Source organism: Paenibacillus sp. DCT19 (assembly GCF_003268635.1).
Lineage (GTDB): Bacteria > Bacillota > Bacilli > Paenibacillales > Paenibacillaceae > Paenibacillus.
In genome coordinates, this window is record NZ_CP029639.1 from 2,733,554 (window position 1) to 2,750,408 (window position 16,855).

The 16,855-nt window shown below is 44.4% G+C and carries 9 protein-coding genes and 2 pseudogenes; all 11 read left to right on the top strand.

Going from position 1 to position 16,855, the window contains the following annotated elements:
- Positions 1–23 precede the first annotated feature (23 nt).
- The 11 genes and pseudogenes from DMB88_RS12455 to treP all read left to right on the top strand — a co-directional run bounded on the left by DMB88_RS12455 (position 24) and on the right by treP (position 16,840).
- Positions 24–878 carry a GNAT family N-acetyltransferase gene (locus DMB88_RS12455; RefSeq protein WP_128101615.1) on the top strand — a complete coding sequence of 285 codons (855 nt, stop codon included), beginning with the start codon at positions 24–26 and terminating at the stop codon, positions 876–878.
- Positions 879–1,094: 216 nt separating this feature from the next.
- Positions 1,095–2,246: an iron-containing alcohol dehydrogenase gene (locus DMB88_RS12460; RefSeq protein ID WP_128101616.1), complete on the top strand. Its 1,152-nt coding sequence runs from the start codon at positions 1,095–1,097 to the stop codon at positions 2,244–2,246.
- A 554-nt stretch (positions 2,247–2,800) separates the two neighbouring features.
- Positions 2,801–3,970 (top strand): glucose-1-phosphate adenylyltransferase, encoded by a 1,170-nt coding sequence (locus DMB88_RS12465; protein ID WP_128101617.1) that lies wholly within the window; start codon positions 2,801–2,803, stop codon positions 3,968–3,970.
- 26 nt (positions 3,971–3,996) lie between these two features.
- Positions 3,997–5,100 carry a glucose-1-phosphate adenylyltransferase subunit GlgD gene (glgD, locus tag DMB88_RS12470; RefSeq protein ID WP_128101618.1) on the top strand — a complete coding sequence of 368 codons (1,104 nt, stop codon included), beginning with the start codon at positions 3,997–3,999 and terminating at the stop codon, positions 5,098–5,100.
- Between the two features lie 478 nt (positions 5,101–5,578).
- Positions 5,579–8,010: pseudogene (locus DMB88_RS12475) on the top strand (glycogen/starch/alpha-glucan phosphorylase).
- 240 nt (positions 8,011–8,250) lie between these two features.
- Positions 8,251–9,117, top strand: coding sequence for an AraC family transcriptional regulator (locus DMB88_RS12480; protein WP_128101619.1), 867 nt, complete (start codon positions 8,251–8,253; stop codon positions 9,115–9,117).
- A 44-nt stretch (positions 9,118–9,161) separates the two neighbouring features.
- Complete coding sequence (locus DMB88_RS12485) at positions 9,162–9,647, top strand: VanZ family protein (RefSeq protein WP_128101620.1); 486 nt, start codon at positions 9,162–9,164, stop codon at positions 9,645–9,647.
- 162 nt (positions 9,648–9,809) lie between these two features.
- Complete coding sequence (locus tag DMB88_RS12490) at positions 9,810–11,498, top strand: glycoside hydrolase family 13 protein (RefSeq protein WP_128101621.1); 1,689 nt, start codon at positions 9,810–9,812, stop codon at positions 11,496–11,498.
- A gap of 121 nt (positions 11,499–11,619) precedes the next feature.
- On the top strand, positions 11,620–12,312 hold the full coding sequence (locus DMB88_RS12495; RefSeq protein WP_128101622.1) for a metal-dependent hydrolase: 693 nt from the start codon (positions 11,620–11,622) through the stop codon (positions 12,310–12,312).
- Between the two features lie 700 nt (positions 12,313–13,012).
- Positions 13,013–14,733, top strand: a pseudogene (treC, locus tag DMB88_RS12500) (alpha,alpha-phosphotrehalase).
- Between the two features lie 85 nt (positions 14,734–14,818).
- Positions 14,819–16,840, top strand: coding sequence for a PTS system trehalose-specific EIIBC component (gene treP / locus DMB88_RS12505; RefSeq protein ID WP_128101623.1), 2,022 nt, complete (start codon positions 14,819–14,821; stop codon positions 16,838–16,840).
- Positions 16,841–16,855 lie beyond the last annotated feature (15 nt).

The following is a 16,855-nucleotide window of genomic DNA, read 5'->3' on the forward strand; positions in this document are numbered from 1 at the left end:
TCTTAGAATGCGAGGGTTATATCATGTTGTACTTAGTTCATGATCCAACGGTATTGAAACGTGTTAAGGATCTTGTAGGTGAACGGCAGGGGCATGTCGTCATGGGTGGAGTGCTTGATGGGCTTCAAGCCGGACGTGTCTATGTCGATCATCCAGATATCCTAAACAGTGTGTTTATCTGGGCGAGACATGAAATGTTTTATTGGATAGGTGATTCAAACGACTCCTTATTTCATAGACATGTGAAACAGCTGTTATCGGAGGAGCTTCTACCCGAAGCCCTGAGGGTTGGTGAAGAGATGTTGAATCTTGAAGTGCTTCCGACTCATGGAGGCAGTTGGGATTCGATCTTACAGGTGACCTTTGCAGGGAAATTAGGCGAGGGTTATCGAGTTCCGTTCACCTTTAATCAGATGAAATTTCATCATTGGTTGCAGCAACAGACTTGTTTTAATATTCCTCCGCAATATCAAGTTAGCGTGATCGATGCTACGTTGCTGGAAGAGGACACGAGTGGTGTAATCCAAGAAGAGATTTTGAAATTCTGGTACACGGTCGAGGACTTTATCCGATATGGGCTAGGAACCTGTGTCATGCTGGAAGGAGAAGTCGTAGGTACGTGTTTGTCAGTATTTGTGAGTGACGAGCATCATGAGATTGGCATTCATACGTACGACGTAGTGCATCGAGGTCAAGGTCTGGCAACAGCGCTGGCGACTTCTTATATACAGTTATGTATTGATCGTGGCTGTATACCTCATTGGACAACCGAAGACTTTCGTAAGGATTCGATTGCGATTGCTCACAAGCTGGGCTTTGAGCAGGGAGAGGCATACCGTATGTACTACGCGCCTATTCAAGAGCTGCTGAGAACCTGAACTGAATCATCTGAATTTGAGTAAAGGCAATGTATTAAAAACGATAACTAAGAAAGAGTTAACCCTTGGTGGTTAGCTCTTTTTTTATAACTTCATTGCAGATAATCTGTAATGTAACATTTGTTAGTCTTATTGTGATTAATTTCACTATATCTGAAAACGGATTCAGTTACAATGAGGTTAGTTACAAATCAGGGTAACAGGAGGCTGGTTCAAATGGCAACACATGCTTATTATGTTCCGCCCGTGAACTTGATGGGGAGAGGCTGCATACAAGAAGCAAGTAAAATAATTCGAGACATGGGGATTCGCAAAGCACTGGTCGTCAGTGACCGTCCGTTAATTGCTTCAGGCGTTACGGAACAGGTGCTGTCTATATTAAGAAAATCTGGGCTAGACTATATCGTATATGATGATGTTCAGCCTAATCCGACATGTCAGAACGTACATGATGGGCTTCACGTGTATCAAGAACATGGATGTGATGCAATTATTTCGATTGGCGGTGGTTCACCACAGGATGCTGCGAAGGCTATTGGCATTGTAGCGACGAATGGTGGTCATATCCGTGATTATGAAGGGCTTCATCAATCGCAGCATAAGTCAGTACCACTCGTCGCGTTTAACACAACGGCTGGTACGTCAAGTGAGGTGACAATTAACTACGTGATTACAGATGAGGAACGTAAGGTGAAAATGGTGATGGTGGACAAAAACAGTCTCGTTTCCCTGTCGGTGAATGATCCGGAACTGATGTTAAGTAAGCCTTCTAGCCTGACTGCGGCAACCGGGATGGATGCATTGACCCATGCTGTGGAAGCGATGGTTACACCAGGAGGATTTACGGTCACAAGTGCCACAGCAGCAGCGGCAGTTGAATTGATCTTCGAATATTTGCCGAGAGCTGTAAGAGACGGCGGTGACCTGGAAGCGCGGGAACATATGACGTATGCATGTTTTCTTGGTGGGATCGCCTTTAACAATGCTGGTTTAGGGTACGTCCACGCGATGGCGCATCAATTAGGTGGCGTATACGATCTTCCGCACGGTGTGTGTAACGCGATGTTACTCCCATATGTGGAAGAAATGAATGCCAAACATGTGCCAGGCAAATTCCGTCATATCGCCAAAGCGATTGGCATGGATGTGAAAGGTAAGAGTGATGAGCAGTGCTCTGAATATGTCATTGAGGCGATTCGCCAGCTTTCCAAAGAGGTCGGTATTCCAGAAAAGCTGTCCGAATTAGGTGTTGAAGATTTGGATATCGAACTACTCGCTGATAACGCGATGAAGGACGCCTGTGCACCTGGGAACCCCTATCAACCTTCCAAGGACGAAGTGATGGAGCTGTTCCGTAAAATTATATAATAAAATGTGCACACAAGCCGGGAATACAAGTTCTCGGCTTATTTGTGGTTAAATTGTATTTTTAATTACTTTATTTTCCATATTATATTTCCTTACAAAACAAAAGGAGTTTGATTCCTTCTTAGCGAATACAATTCCTAAGTAATAACAAAGTGTATTGGAAGGAGTGAATGCCCGGATAGAGAAGTAGTTGAGCTTTTAGGAAAAATGACTCAGTACGTTTCGTGTTTCTTGTTTGTGTTTAATGTTTAGTCAGGCAAGAGACTCATATTCTACGCAACAATAACGATTGCCACCCTGCAAAAACACCTCAGCTTAGCTAGTTAGATGACTCTTCACTTTTTATTTTTTCATTTTAATTTCGTTTCTGACATGGCAGGGATGCCAGCTTATTTACAATGTGGGTTCTTCACCACTTTCGTATACGTAATGAACATGAACGCGGTTTATACAGCATGCTCCTGATCATGACAACAGTGTCCACTCATCCACAGAATAAGACATGGGCGACTGAATGAAAGAGAGAATGAATGCAAGTGGAGGAGGCTGTAATAATGGCGAAAAAAGAAGTTGTAGCAATGCTGCTAGCCGGAGGGCAAGGCAAACGATTGAAGGGACTTACCAAATCACTGGCTAAACCAGCCGTTTATTTCGGTGGTACGTATCGAATCATTGATTTTCCTCTTAGTAACTGCTCTAACTCTGGTATTGACACCGTTGGTGTGCTGACCCAATATGAACCTCTTGTGTTGCACTCCTACATTGGAATTGGAAGCGATTGGGATTTGGATCGCAAAAATGGTGGAGTGTATGTACTGCCCCCACATGAACGTGAGGATGGAAGCAACTGGTATCGTGGAACAGCCGACGCCATCTATCGGAATCTCAACTTTATCGAACAATTTGACCCTGAACATGTACTCGTTCTATCAGGGGATCATATTTATAAAATGAATTATGAGAAAATGCTTCAGTATCATAAGGAAAAGGACGCGGATTGCACGATTTCAGTCATTGATGTACCACTGGAAGAGGCAAGTCGGTTCGGGATACTGAACACTCATGATGACTACCGTATCTACGAATTCGAGGAAAAACCTTCTCAGCCTAAGAGTACACTCGCATCTATGGGCATCTATCTCTTCAAGTGGGATGTGCTGAAACGTTTCCTGATCCATGACGAACAACAGGCATCCACCTCTTATGATTTTGGCAAAGACATCATCCCCTTATTGCTTGAACATGAAAAATCACTTTATGCATATCCATTTGAAGGCTATTGGAAAGACGTTGGTACAATTCGCAGTTTGTGGGAATCCAATATGGATCTGCTGAACGATGAGTCACCATTTAATCTGAATGATCCAGACTGGCGTATCTATACGCGCAATCCGAATCAGCCTGCACAGTATATTTCTCCAACGGCGAAGGTGCGCAATTGCATTATTAGTGAAGGCACGGTTGTGCACGGTGAGGTGAACCATTCGGTATTATTTTATGGCGTCGAGGTCGGTCAGCACAGTGAAGTCATTGACTCTGTTGTGATGCCAAAAGTGAAGATTGGGCACAATGTGCGCATTCATCGCGCTATTATATCGGAAGGACTCGTCATCCCTGATGGTGCACACATTGCCCCTTTACCTGGAGACGAAAGTGATATTGTACTTATTGATCAAGAAGAATTGGAGCGCCAGCTCCGCGAGGGAATGACAAGCAAAGCCTAATCTAAGGGTAAAGGACGGTGCATGCGATGAAACCATTGATCGGAGTTATTAACCTTGACCATGAGCTTGAAGAATTGAAGGAATTGACGTACTTTCGCTGCGGAGCTGCGGTGCCCTATGCCGGACGTTACCGTCTAATTGATTTTGTTCTATCCAACATGATGAATGCAGGCATTGAAAGTATTGGTGTATTTGTAAGGCGTAAATATCGTTCACTCTTAGATCATCTGGGGGATGGAAAGCCATGGGATCTGGATCGTAAACATGGAGGTATGTTTATTTTGCCACCGGATTGGAATGATCCAACGGATACCTCACAGGGCGATTTACAGCATTTTCACAATAACCTGGATTTCTTCCACCGGGGTGCGGGACAATATGTTGTTCATGCCGGTAGCCGTCATGTGACCAAGGCGGATCTTCAGGATGTGTATAGGTACCATATAAGCACAGGAGCGGACGTTACGCTGGTCTGCAAAAAAGTAGATCAATTGTTACCTGAGCATAATGCATGTGTCAAAGTTGAACATGACGGGTACGGTAATGTGGTGGACATTCACCAAAGTGCCGATCATCCGAATATATATACAGAAATTTTCATCATGGAAAAAGAACTGTTCTTGCGCCAAGTACAGCGCTGCATCGATCACGGCGAGAGTCATTTTTTCCGTGATGTGATTCAGAAAAATCCGGATGGTTTGAAGATTGCCGCATATGCGTATGACGGATATCATGCAGTAATCAATTCAATCGACAGCTATTATCGGAACAGTCTGGATCTGTTGAACACAGGGCTATATGAACAGCTATTCAAAGAGGAACCTGTTCAGACGAAAATCAAATATGAAGCACCCGCCAAATATCTCGATACAGCCGATGTGAAACATTCCTTACTTGCGAATGGGTGCATCGTAGGTGGAGAAGTAGAGGATAGCATTCTATTTCGTGGAGTGCACGTAGCCAAAGGTGCCAAAATTAAAGGTTCCATTATTATGCAGAAGTGTTACATTGGTGAGGGAGCTGTACTGGAGAATGTGATCCTCGATAAAGATGTGAGGCTGACGGGTGGGCAAACGTTAATTGGTGATCCTTCGAACCCATATATTTTGGCAAAAAGCACTATTATTTAATCTGATGGCATAACCGATATCATCTATAAATACATCTATTTCAGTTTAGATCTCCTTGATTAATCAGGAGTAGATGTAGATCCAAGTTGCAATTCGCTGAACTTCGTCTTTTAACTAGCTATAGCTACCATCATCCTCATTCGATGAGAGATGAAATTGTTTCTATAAATATATAAAATAAAAATCCTGTAGGATGGATTTAGGTTCATACATTAGCGGAAATTAAATTTTGCTCTATTTCTGAAGATTCTTGTTTATATGCAAACGTAGTGAAGGGGACGAAATCAATTCTGAAGAAGCGAAGCGTTCGCCTTTGTCTCCAAATTTCAACCTATTAAATAGGTTAAACAAGAAATTTGGGAGACAACAGCGATCGAAAGAATGATTCGTCACCGTAACGACCACTTTGCAGAATGCTAGTCACTTCAGTGTATGAACCGTCACCACTCTACAGGATTTCACCGGGAGGAACCTACTTTTGTTTGACAACAAAGAAACGTTCAAGAGCATATTTCAACGGAATCTGGTCAGCAAATTGGGCAAACCGCTTGAAGAAGCAACGCAGGAAGATGTCTATCACGTACTTGGAAGTATGATTCGCGAATACGCGGGCAAGATTGGGCGACCTCGAATCAAGGATTTAAGCAGCGGCAGGATAAACAGGTCTATTACTTCTCGCTCGAATTCCTGATTGGACGTCTGCTCGGCAATAATCTACTCAATGTCAATGAATTGGAACTCGTTCGTGACAGCTTGGCTGATCTAGGTTTCTCGTTAGAGGAAGTGGAGGAACAAGAAGCGGACGCTGGACTTGGTAACGGTGGATTAGGACGACTCGCAGCCTGTTTTCTGGATTCATTAGCATCCCTCGGTTACGCAGGTCATGGCTGTGGTATTCGTTATAAATATGGTCTGTTTGAACAAAAGATCATCAACGGCAACCAGGTAGAGCTGCCGGATAATTGGCTGGAGAAGGGCAATGAGTGGGAAGTCCGCCGTCCAGACAAGAAGGTCGAAGTAAAGTTCTGGGGGCGCGTAGAAACGCACGAAGAGAATGGACGGTATCAGTTCGTAACGAAGGATGCCGAATCCGTCGTGGCGGTTCCCTACGATGTGCCAATCATTGGTTATGGTCACCCCCATGTAAATACACTTCGACTTTGGAGTGCCGAGCCGAAGCGGGAAAGTTCATTGGATACGCCTTCGAACTATTACGGATATCTTGATTACAGTCGTTCGGTTGAGTCCATCTCGGAGTTTCTGTATCCTGACGATTCTCAGTATGAAGGCAAGCTGCTTCGCTTGAAGCAACAGTATTTCATGTGTTCGTCCGGGGTGCAGAGCGCCTTGCGGACGTTTAATAAGCTTGGTCTGTCCTATGACCGGTTGCCGGATAAGGTTGCTTTCCATATTAACGATACGCATCCAACCCTCGTCATTCCTGAATTAATGCGCATCTTAATGGACGATCAGGGGTATGGATGGGATGAAGCGTGGGATATCACAACCCGCACGGTCTCGTATACGAACCATACTACACTTAGTGAGGCGCTTGAAAAATGGCCAGTCTCCATGATTAGCAAGCTATTGCCACGGATCTACATGATTATTGAAGAGATTAACAAGCGCTTCTGTAGCATGCTTTTGGATCGATATCCTGGAGATCAGGAACGTATAACACATCTAGCCGTTATTGCACATGATCAGGTTAGAATGGCACATCTCGCTATCGTGGGCAGCCACAGCGTTAATGGTGTAGCAGCACTGCACACCGAAATTCTCAAAGAACGTGAGATGGCTCCGTTCTATGCACTTTATCCAGAGCGCTTCAACAACAAAACCAATGGAATAACGCATCGTCGCTGGTTAATGCATGCCAATCCTAAACTATCCAATCTCATAACAGAGACGATCGGCAATGCTTGGATAACCGAGCCTGGCAAGTTAAATGAGCTGACAACAGTTTCGCAAGATGCATCGTTCCAAGACCAATTCCGTACCATTAAACGAGGCAATAAGGAACGACTTGCTGCTTATATTTTGGATCATACCGGAACACCGGTGAATCCCGATTCTATTTTTGATGTACAGGTGAAACGATTGCACGGCTACAAGCGGCAATTGCTGAATATTCTGCATGTCATGCATTTATACAATAAACTCAAGAATGATCCGACGTTTGATATCGTACCGCGGACATTCATCTTTGGCGCCAAGGCTGCACCAAGCTATTATTTTGCCAAAAAGATCATTAAGCTCATTAACAATGTAGCCAGCACGATCAATCAGGATAAAGCGGTCAATGATCGTCTGAAAGTATTTTTCCTTGAGAACTACTCTGTCTCATTGGCTGAGAAGATCATTCCGGCTGCAGATGTCAGTGAACAGATATCGACGGCGGGTAAGGAAGCTTCGGGTACGGGCAATATGAAATTCATGATGAACGGAGCCTTGACCATCGGAACGATGGACGGAGCCAATGTTGAGATGGCAGAGCAGGTTGGGGAGGATAACATGTTTATCTTCGGTCTACGTGCTGACGAGGTGTTAAACTACGTTCATTCCGGTTCCTATCGTCCTGGTGAGGAAGTTAGTCAGGATGGCCGAATCCGTGAAGTGGTAGAGCAACTCATTCATCCGGGAGCATTTTGCCATCGGGAAGGGGAATTTTGGGATATCTACGATTCACTGGTTGCCCATGGCGATGAATATTTTGTACTGCGAGATTTTGCCGCGTATGCTGAGGCACATGCTGCAATCGACGTGGCATACCGTGATATACCGGATTGGACTCGCAAGGCTGTGCTGAATACAGCACAATCAGGCATATTCTCAAGTGATCGTACCATTAGCGAATATGCGACAGATATCTGGGGTATTGAACCGGTATCTGGATATTGGAAAGGGTAAACATGTAAAGAATCCCCTCGGTCAAACGAGGGGATTTTGTCTGTTATATAGATGCCCTTTGAGTTGTCTTCAGGATGTAATGTCATTTGCATACTTGAAGAAATGAGTTTTATACGATAAGTAGGAATGAACCAAATGTCCGCACAGAAAATCAAAAAAAATCGTGTCAGCTCAGTCATAATGATGGAGAAATCGTTTATTTCATATCTGCAGCATAGCTTAGAAAGGAAAGGATGTACCATGGATCATTACACACGTATCCAACTTGGGATTACATACTTAGAGGAACATCTACAGGAAGAATTTAATGTGAAACAGACGGCCGCATGCGCCGGCTTCTCTGCGTTTCATTTCCAACGTTTGTTCCAGGCTATTACAGGCTTCACCGTGTTGGAGTATGTACGCAGACGTAGGCTTAGTGAGGCGGCTCAACATGTAAGGAATACGAGCGAAGGTATACTCGACATCGCTTTGAACTGGGGGTACCAATCACAGGAAGCATTTACACGGGCATTTGCAACGTACTGGGGCGTGACACCTGCCAAATTCCGCAAGTTGGAGGATGAGTCCTATTCCTTGAAGCTCCAGCAGATGATTGATTTCAACGATTATCGAATTCAACTTGGAGGAGATTTTTATATGAACACACCACGCATCATAACTCTTGATCCAATTCACATTATCGGGTATGAGTACAAGACGAATTTGAATGACAATCAGCATTATGGAGAAATTCCTGGCTTCTATCATCAGTTTGGAACAGAGCAGAAATTCATGGACATTCCAGACCGTTCACGCCCGGATTTAGCGTATGGCATTGCTTGCAACTTTCAGGAGGATAGTCAATTTTCTTTTATAGTAGGTGAGGAGAGCGCTAGTGTAACGCCATTGTTGAAGCCCGGTTATGTGGAGTTTGAAATTCCAGGCGGTGTGTATGCAGAGTTCAAGGTCGATGGTTCTGGTCAGGATATTCGCAAAATGATTTATGGTAGCTGGTTGCCGCAATCTAATTATGAGCGAGGGGAAGGAGCAGACTTTGAAGTGACCGATGTATGGAAGTCGACCCCTGAGCAGTTGGACATGAAGATCTATATTCCGCTAAAATAAACAGAACCGCTTCGCGGTAATAAAGGCCGGAGGGCTTCAGGAATATGAGCGGAGATTCATGGATTAACGCCAAACAGTGTAGAATCATTATGGCTGTACTCACCGTAATCTATGTGCTGTTTATGGGCAATTTACTTTTTTTCAAAGGCAGAACGGTAGGTTTAAGCTATCAATATAACTGGATTCCCTTTGATACGATCAGACCACTTCTTTTGGAGAGAGACAAGTACAGCACGGAGGCTTGGGTAAAAAATTTATTTGGCAATATTGTATTATTTATTCCCTTAGGCGTTTGCATTCCGGTGTTGTTTCGCAAATGTCGATCCTTCCTGAAGCTTACATTAGCCGTGATCCTTATTTTATTCGCGGTAGAGTTAACGCAGTTAGTGACCCGGGTTGGGACATTTGATGTCGATGACATTATACTGAATACATTCGGCGCATGGATTGGATATATAGGTTTGCGACTTTTGGTGTATGTTGGGAGACTCGGTCAAACGCCCAGTCGGAATAGTTCAGAGTTTAAGTAAATCACATGTTGAATAGCAGGATCGGGATAGAGTGTGTTTACCGCAAGGTTGTCACTTAAACCGATCCTTTTTGCTTGTAATTGAATAGCGGGTGTTTATCAAGGGGACATTTCGGATAAAACATATTAACGGGTTATTGGATAACAAGACCATGGAAATGAGGTGGCTGACATCGTTTGGTGGAAAGAGAGTGTAGTATATCAGATCTATCCGATCAGCTTCATGGACTCGGACGGAGACGGTCATGGGGATCTGCGTGGAATCTATGATAAGCTCGATTATCTCACGGATCTTGGAATTGATGTGATCTGGATCTGTCCGATCTATGAATCACCGGGTCATGATAATGGATATGACATTAGCGATTATTACGCGATTATGCGTAAATATGGCACGATGGAAGACTTTGATCGATTGCTGGAAGAGGCACATAAGCGTGGTCTTAAAATCATGATGGATCTCGTGCTGAATCATACTTCGGATGAACATCCGTGGTTTGCAGAATCACGTTCAATGAAAGACAATCCGAAACGGGACTATTATATCTGGCGATCCGGTAAACATGGTCAACTTCCGAACAACTGGGAATCTTATTTTGGGGGTTCAGTGTGGAAGCTTGATCCGGAGACGAATGAGTATTATTTACATTTGTATTCTGAACATCAGCCTGATCTCAACTGGGATAATCCACAAATGGCGGAAGAGATGTATGAAATGGTTCATTGGTGGTTGGAAAAAGGGGTCGATGGCTTCCGTTTCGATGCAGTTGCTCATATTGCGAAGGCAGAGGGTCTGCCCAGTGCGCATAATCCTGATAATCTACCTGTTGTGCCTGCATATCAGCTATTCTCGAACCTGCAACAGGTTCATTCCATCTTAAACAAGCTGAACGATATGATTCTGAAACCATATGGACCGATGACAGTAGGCGAAACATCGGGTCTTGGTCCTGAGCAGGCTCTTGCTTATGTGGGAACGGATCGTAATGAGCTTAATATGGTGTTTCAATTTGAGCACATGTTTGTAGACGCTCAATCCTCAGGGATCGGGAAGTGGGATTACCGAGCGTGGAAGTTACCCGAGCTGAAAGAAATTATGAGTCAATGGCAGACCGTCCTGCATGGACGCGGGTGGAATGCGAACTACATGGGAAACCATGATCAGCCTCGGCCGGTATCCCGTTTTGGAGATGATGGTAAATATAGAGTGCGCTCAGCCCAGATGCTGGCGACATGGATGTTGACTCTTGAAGGTACACCCTACATTTATCAAGGCGAAGAGATTGGCATGACCAACATTGCTTTCCCGGACATTGAACAATATCGAGATATTGAAACGATGAACTATTACAGACATCATATCGGCCAGGGCAGATCGAAACAGGATGTCATGGAAGCGATATGGCGGAAAAGTCGGGATAATGCACGAACACCCATGCAGTGGGATGATAGTGAGCAGGCTGGATTCACGAAGGGCGAACCTTGGATTCAGGTGAATGATAACTTCACAGAGATTAATGTCGCTGCAGCTGAAAGTGATCCACATTCTATTCTACATTATTATCGGAAGCTGATTGCGCTACGCAAAAAAAATAAAGTGCTAATCTATGGCGCGTATGAACTACTCCTTGCCGATGATCCTGATATTTATGCATACACACGGACATTAGATGACGAGAAAGTGCTAGTGATCCTAAACTTTAGTTCACATGAAACTGAGATGCATTGGCCGGAGGGATGGGCAGCAGAACAGGCTAAACTCATGATCTGTAATGTGAACAAACGTTACTCGACAGATGAAGGCACTATTCTATTGCAGCCTTATGAGGCGAGGGTTTATCGGATGCAATGAATTGTTTTAATTTTGATTTGTATGTTGGCTATGGACTATACTTATAAGCGTAACTTGTGAAATCATGGATGTGAAGCAAACTACATGGGTGTGTATATTAATTTGTCAGGAGGCTGCCGAGATGCTACAGATTACTTATCATGGACATTCCAGTGTTCAACTAGGCACAGAGGAGAAATCACTGATCATTGATCCTTTTCTACGTGGCAATGAGCTGGCCGTTACCAAACCGGAAGACATTAAGACAGATGCTGTATTATTGACTCATGCTCATATGGATCATATTTTGGACGCTGAACCGATCGCTAAAGCGAATAACGCCAAAGTGGTTGCGATTGTGGAGCTGGCTACATACATGTCTTGGAAAGGGTTGGATACGCTGGGCATGAACATGGGCGGAACCGTGGATCTTGATTTTGCACAGGCGAAAATGATCCAAGCCTTCCATACATCGGGAATTGTGCTGGAAGAGGAACAACGCATTATGTACGCAGGATTGCCTGCGGGATACATTATTAACATTGGTGGTAAAACGATATTGCATGCAGGGGATACAAGCTTATTTGGCGATATGAAAATGATTGGAGATCGTCATAAAATTGATGTTGCCTTCCTACCAATTGGTGGACATTTCACTATGGGGCCAGAAGATGCACTTCAAGCCGCAGAATGGTTTAATGCTAAACTGATCATCCCTGTGCATTACGATACATTCCCAGTGATCCGTCAGGATGCGGAGAAGTTCGTGCAGCAGCTAGCTTCCAAAGGATTGGAAGGTCGCGTAATGGCACCAGGTGACTCCTTTACGTTATAGAAATACGTATAGATGAGTCGCGCTATACAGGTATAGATTGCAAATATGTCTAACTCAATTCTTGATGTTGGAAGAAGCTGTAGTCTGAATAAAGGCTTGGAATATAAAAAGAAGGCGAGTAACACGTTAGGGAAAATGACGTGAGGCTCGCCTTCTTTTTGCTGTGAAATTTGACGGAACGTTCGTAGTACGAAGATATTGTTGGCATATCGTTATAAGCCATAACGAAGTAATTGCTCTTTTCAATTCAAGTCACGGATATCATAGCGTTTTCGAACGTTAGTTTCAAAATAAATGTTACATAGTCAACATTTATGGGGAATGTGTAGAAAGGGTATATAGCTGTTTTCACCAAACTTCATCTCATGTCACTCAGGTTAGCAAATCGACGTTGTAAACACGAACTTATAGAGGTTGTTCGAAAAATCCACTTTTGATTACGAAGGATGCCTCATGGCATCTCAGCGTCGAATATGGAATTCAGCCGAAATGTCCGTTGCTCACGTAGTTTTCCCTACGCTCCGCTACTCCATTCCTATCTTCATCCCATCTTCTCGGTACTGAAAATCGTCCTTTTTAAACACGAACTTATAAGAAAATTATAGTTTCAACTTGTATATACAGGTTTACTTATGTAATATATACATGAAGTTAACTGATGAGATAGACCAATACGTATTAAACTTTTGGAGGCGTTAACATGAGTTCAACCGACACAACTTCCTCATCGTGGTGGAAAACGTCCACGGTGTATCAGGTATATCCCAAGAGCTTCAATGATACGACGGGAACAGGCACAGGGGATATTCGAGGCCTGACAGAAAAACTGGACTATTTGCAGCATTTGGGTATCGATATCGTATGGTTACAGCCAGTATATGTTTCTCCTCAACATGACAATGGGTATGATGTGGCTGATTATTACAAGATTAATCCTGACTACGGCACGATGGAGGACTTCGACGAACTGTTGAAGGGGCTCAAGGCACGAGATATGAAATTAATGATTGATATTGTGGTGAATCATTCATCCACGGATCATGAGTGGTTCCAGCAGTCGAGGTCTTCCAAGGATAACCCGTACCGGGATTATTATATTTGGAAAGATCCAGCTCCAGATGGCGGTGTGCCGAACAACTGGCAGTCTAAATTTGGTGGGCCGGCATGGCAATACGATGAGCATACAGGTCAGTACTTTCTCACCTTGTTTGACAAAACACAGGCTGATCTGAATTGGGAAAATGAGCAGGTACGCAAAGCTGTCCGCGATATGATTAAATTTTGGGCAGACAAAGGCGTAGACGGATTCCGGATGGATGTCATTAATCTGATCTCTAAGGATCAGCGGTTCCCGAATGATGACGGCAGTGTATCTCCGGGAGATGGTCGTAAGTTTTACACGGATGGACCACGCGTACACGAATACATCACCGAGATGTATGAAGAAGTATTTGGTCCGTACAATATGGTCACGGTGGGGAAATGTCTTCCACAACGTTAGAGCACTGCATCCAATATTCCAACCCGAATTCGCGGGAATTCTCAATGACCTTCAATTTTCACCACTTGAAAGTGGATTATCCGAATGGTCAGAAATGGGAACTGATGCCATATGATTTTGAAGCCATGAAGCAGCTGTTCAGTGATTGGCAGACTGGTATGCAAGCAGGTGGCGGCTGGAACGCCTTGTTCCTCAATAACCATGATCAGCCTCGGGCATTGTCCCGTTTCGCGGATGATGGTGATTATCGTGCCGAAAGTGCGAAAATGCTGGCAACCACGATTCATGGTATGCAGGGGACTCCATATGTGTATCAAGGAGAAGAAATTGGGATGCCGAATCCCGTATGGAACGATGTAAGTGAGTTCCGTGATATTGAATCGACCAACATGTATCGATTGCTACAGGAGGAACGCGGCAAATCTGCTGAGGAAGCTTTTGAGATTGTGAAGCAGCGCTCACGTGATAACTCAAGAACGCCGATGCAATGGGATGCCAGTGAGAATGCAGGATTCACAACAGGTACACCATGGATTAAGGTCGATGAGCGGTATCCTTCCATTCATGTGGCTGAACAGCTTGCTGATCCGGATTCAATCTACTACCACTATCGCAAACTGATTGCTCTGCGTAAGCAAGTACCTGTGCTGATCGACGGATTGTATGAACGTCTCGATGATGCACATCCAGAAGTATTCGCATATGCACGCACGAATGGAAGCGATACGCTGATTGTGGTATCTAACTTCAGTCAGCGAAGTACGAACTTTACATTCTCTGATGCGATCTGGAAAGAGCATATTGCCGGCAAGTCACATGAATTGTTAATCGGCAATACGGAAGAGATGCCTGATCTGCAGCAGGAACTACCATTAAGCCCTTATACATCCTATATGTGGCTAGTTCCACAAAAGAATTAGTAATCATTGTTCCAATAGTCCAAATTGGAAAACCGGGCTTTTTGAACATGAGCATATACACATTAACTAAGTGGGAAGTGACATTATGGCAATAGATAAAAAACAGGTAGAGGAGATAGTACGCGCAGTTGGCGGCAAAGAGAATATTGAAGCTGCAACGCATTGTGTTACACGTCTCCGGTTTGCCTTGGTGGATGAGAGCAAAGTTGATGCGGCAGCTTTGGACCAGAATGATTTGGTTAAAGGTCAATTCTCATCCCAAGGTCAATTTCAGGTCGTTATCGGGCCAGGGCTTGTGGATAAAGTATATGATGAGATGATCCAGATTACGGGTGGTGACCGTTCTTCCAAGGATGATGTGAAGGCGGCAGCGGGTAAGAAACAAAACCCGATTCAACGTGCGATCAAAACACTTTCGGATATTTTCATTCCGATTCTACCAGCGATCATTACAGCAGGTCTACTGCTCGGGATCAACAACATCCTGACAGGGCCAGGGATATTCTTTGATAAACAATCATTAGTGGATGTGTATCCGGCATGGAAGGACTTAGCTTCGATTATTAACACGATTGCAAGCACAGCCTTCACGTTCTTACCTGCACTAATTGGTTGGGCAGCTGTTAAACGATTCGGCGGCAGTCCGCTGCTCGGGATTGTGCTCGGGCTGATCCTTGTACATCCTGATCTGCTGAGTGCCTATGGTTACGCTGATGCAGTGAATGATGGTACTGTACCTACCTGGAATTTGTTTGGTTGGCATATTGAGAAGATCGGTTATCAAGGGCAGGTTCTGCCGGTATTGGTATCTGCTTATCTGCTCGCCAAGTTGGAAATTTTCTTAAACAAAAGGGTGCATGATTCCGTCAAATTGCTTGTTGTGGCACCTGTAACACTGCTTATTACTGGATTTCTGGCATTTACAATCATTGGACCGGTTACATTTGCGATTGCAAATGCCATTACATCGGGTCTAATTTATATCTATGAATCGTATGCAGCATTAGGTGGACTAATCTATGGTGGATTATATGCGTTGCTTGTTATTACGGGGATGCATCATACCTTCCTCGCTGTAGACGTACAATTAATTGGTAGCCAGGGCGGCACATTCCTGTGGCCGATGCTGGCGCTATCCAACATCGCTCAAGGTTCTGCTGCACTTGCGATGATGCTTGTACTGCGTGAACAGAAGATGCGCGGACTTGCGGCAACATCCTCCGTATCCGCCTTCTTGGGGGTAACGGAGCCAGCAATCTTTGGTGTTAACATCCGTTATCGTTATCCGTTTATCTTTGGTATGATCGGTTCGGCTATTGGCGGTGTGTTACTTACCATGAATAACGTTCAGGCTACCTCAATCGGGGTAGGTGGCGTACCCGGATTCTTATCCATTTTCCCGAACAAATGGGGCGTTTTCTTCATCGGTATGGCTATCGTACTCATCGTACCGTTCCTGTTAACCGTTATTTTCGGAAGAGCCAAAATGAGAAAGCAAGATCGTGAAACGGACAATGGTTCTGTGACAGCAGATCATGCATCCACGTCAACTTCTGCTTCCAAGGATAACCGCACTTCGGCAAGTCAAAAGAAAGCTTCTAGCGATGCCTCTGCGGTGACTCCCAATGCGCAAGCTTCAATTAATATTCTTGAAGTGATGGCTCCGTTAACGGGTAAAGCTGTATCGTTGGAGCGAGTTCCTGATCCTGCCTTTGCAGAGAAACAAATGGGAGAAGGGATTGCCATTGAACCTTCTGGCAACAAGGTCGTTGCTCCGTTTGATGCACAGGTTGCCCATGTCATTAAGAGCAAACATGCTGTCATTTTGGAGCATGCGAGCGGTGTTCAGATCCTCATTCACGTCGGTATTAATACCGTGTCAATGAAAGGTGAAGGCTTCAACGTGCATGTGCAAGCTGGGGAACATGTGCGAGCTGGGCAAACCTTGCTTGAATTCGATCGTCAGGCGATTGAAGCAGCAGGTCATCCACTCATAACGCCGATTATCGTTCCTGACGGTCAGGACATGGTAGACCGAGTTGAAGTGACAACAGGAGATGTTACATTGAATCGTAACGGCGTGTTGAAGGTACATCTGAAAGGGTAACTTGATGTTAGAGTA

Excerpts from the sequence above, each read along its gene's own strand:
- DMB88_RS12485 (WP_128101620.1), top strand. The coding sequence starts at position 9,162 with ATGAGCGGAGATTCATGGATTAACGCCAAACAGTGTAGAATCATTATG.
- DMB88_RS12495 (WP_128101622.1), top strand. The coding sequence starts at position 11,620 with ATGCTACAGATTACTTATCATGGACATTCCAGTGTTCAACTAGGCACA.
- glgD (WP_128101618.1), top strand. The coding sequence starts at position 3,997 with ATGAAACCATTGATCGGAGTTATTAACCTTGACCATGAGCTTGAAGAA.
- DMB88_RS12465 (WP_128101617.1), top strand. The coding sequence starts at position 2,801 with ATGGCGAAAAAAGAAGTTGTAGCAATGCTGCTAGCCGGAGGGCAAGGC.
- DMB88_RS12480 (WP_128101619.1), top strand. The coding sequence starts at position 8,251 with ATGGATCATTACACACGTATCCAACTTGGGATTACATACTTAGAGGAA.
- DMB88_RS12460 (WP_128101616.1), top strand. The coding sequence starts at position 1,095 with ATGGCAACACATGCTTATTATGTTCCGCCCGTGAACTTGATGGGGAGA.
- DMB88_RS12455 (WP_128101615.1), top strand. The coding sequence starts at position 24 with ATGTTGTACTTAGTTCATGATCCAACGGTATTGAAACGTGTTAAGGAT.
- treP (WP_128101623.1), top strand. The coding sequence starts at position 14,819 with ATGGCAATAGATAAAAAACAGGTAGAGGAGATAGTACGCGCAGTTGGC.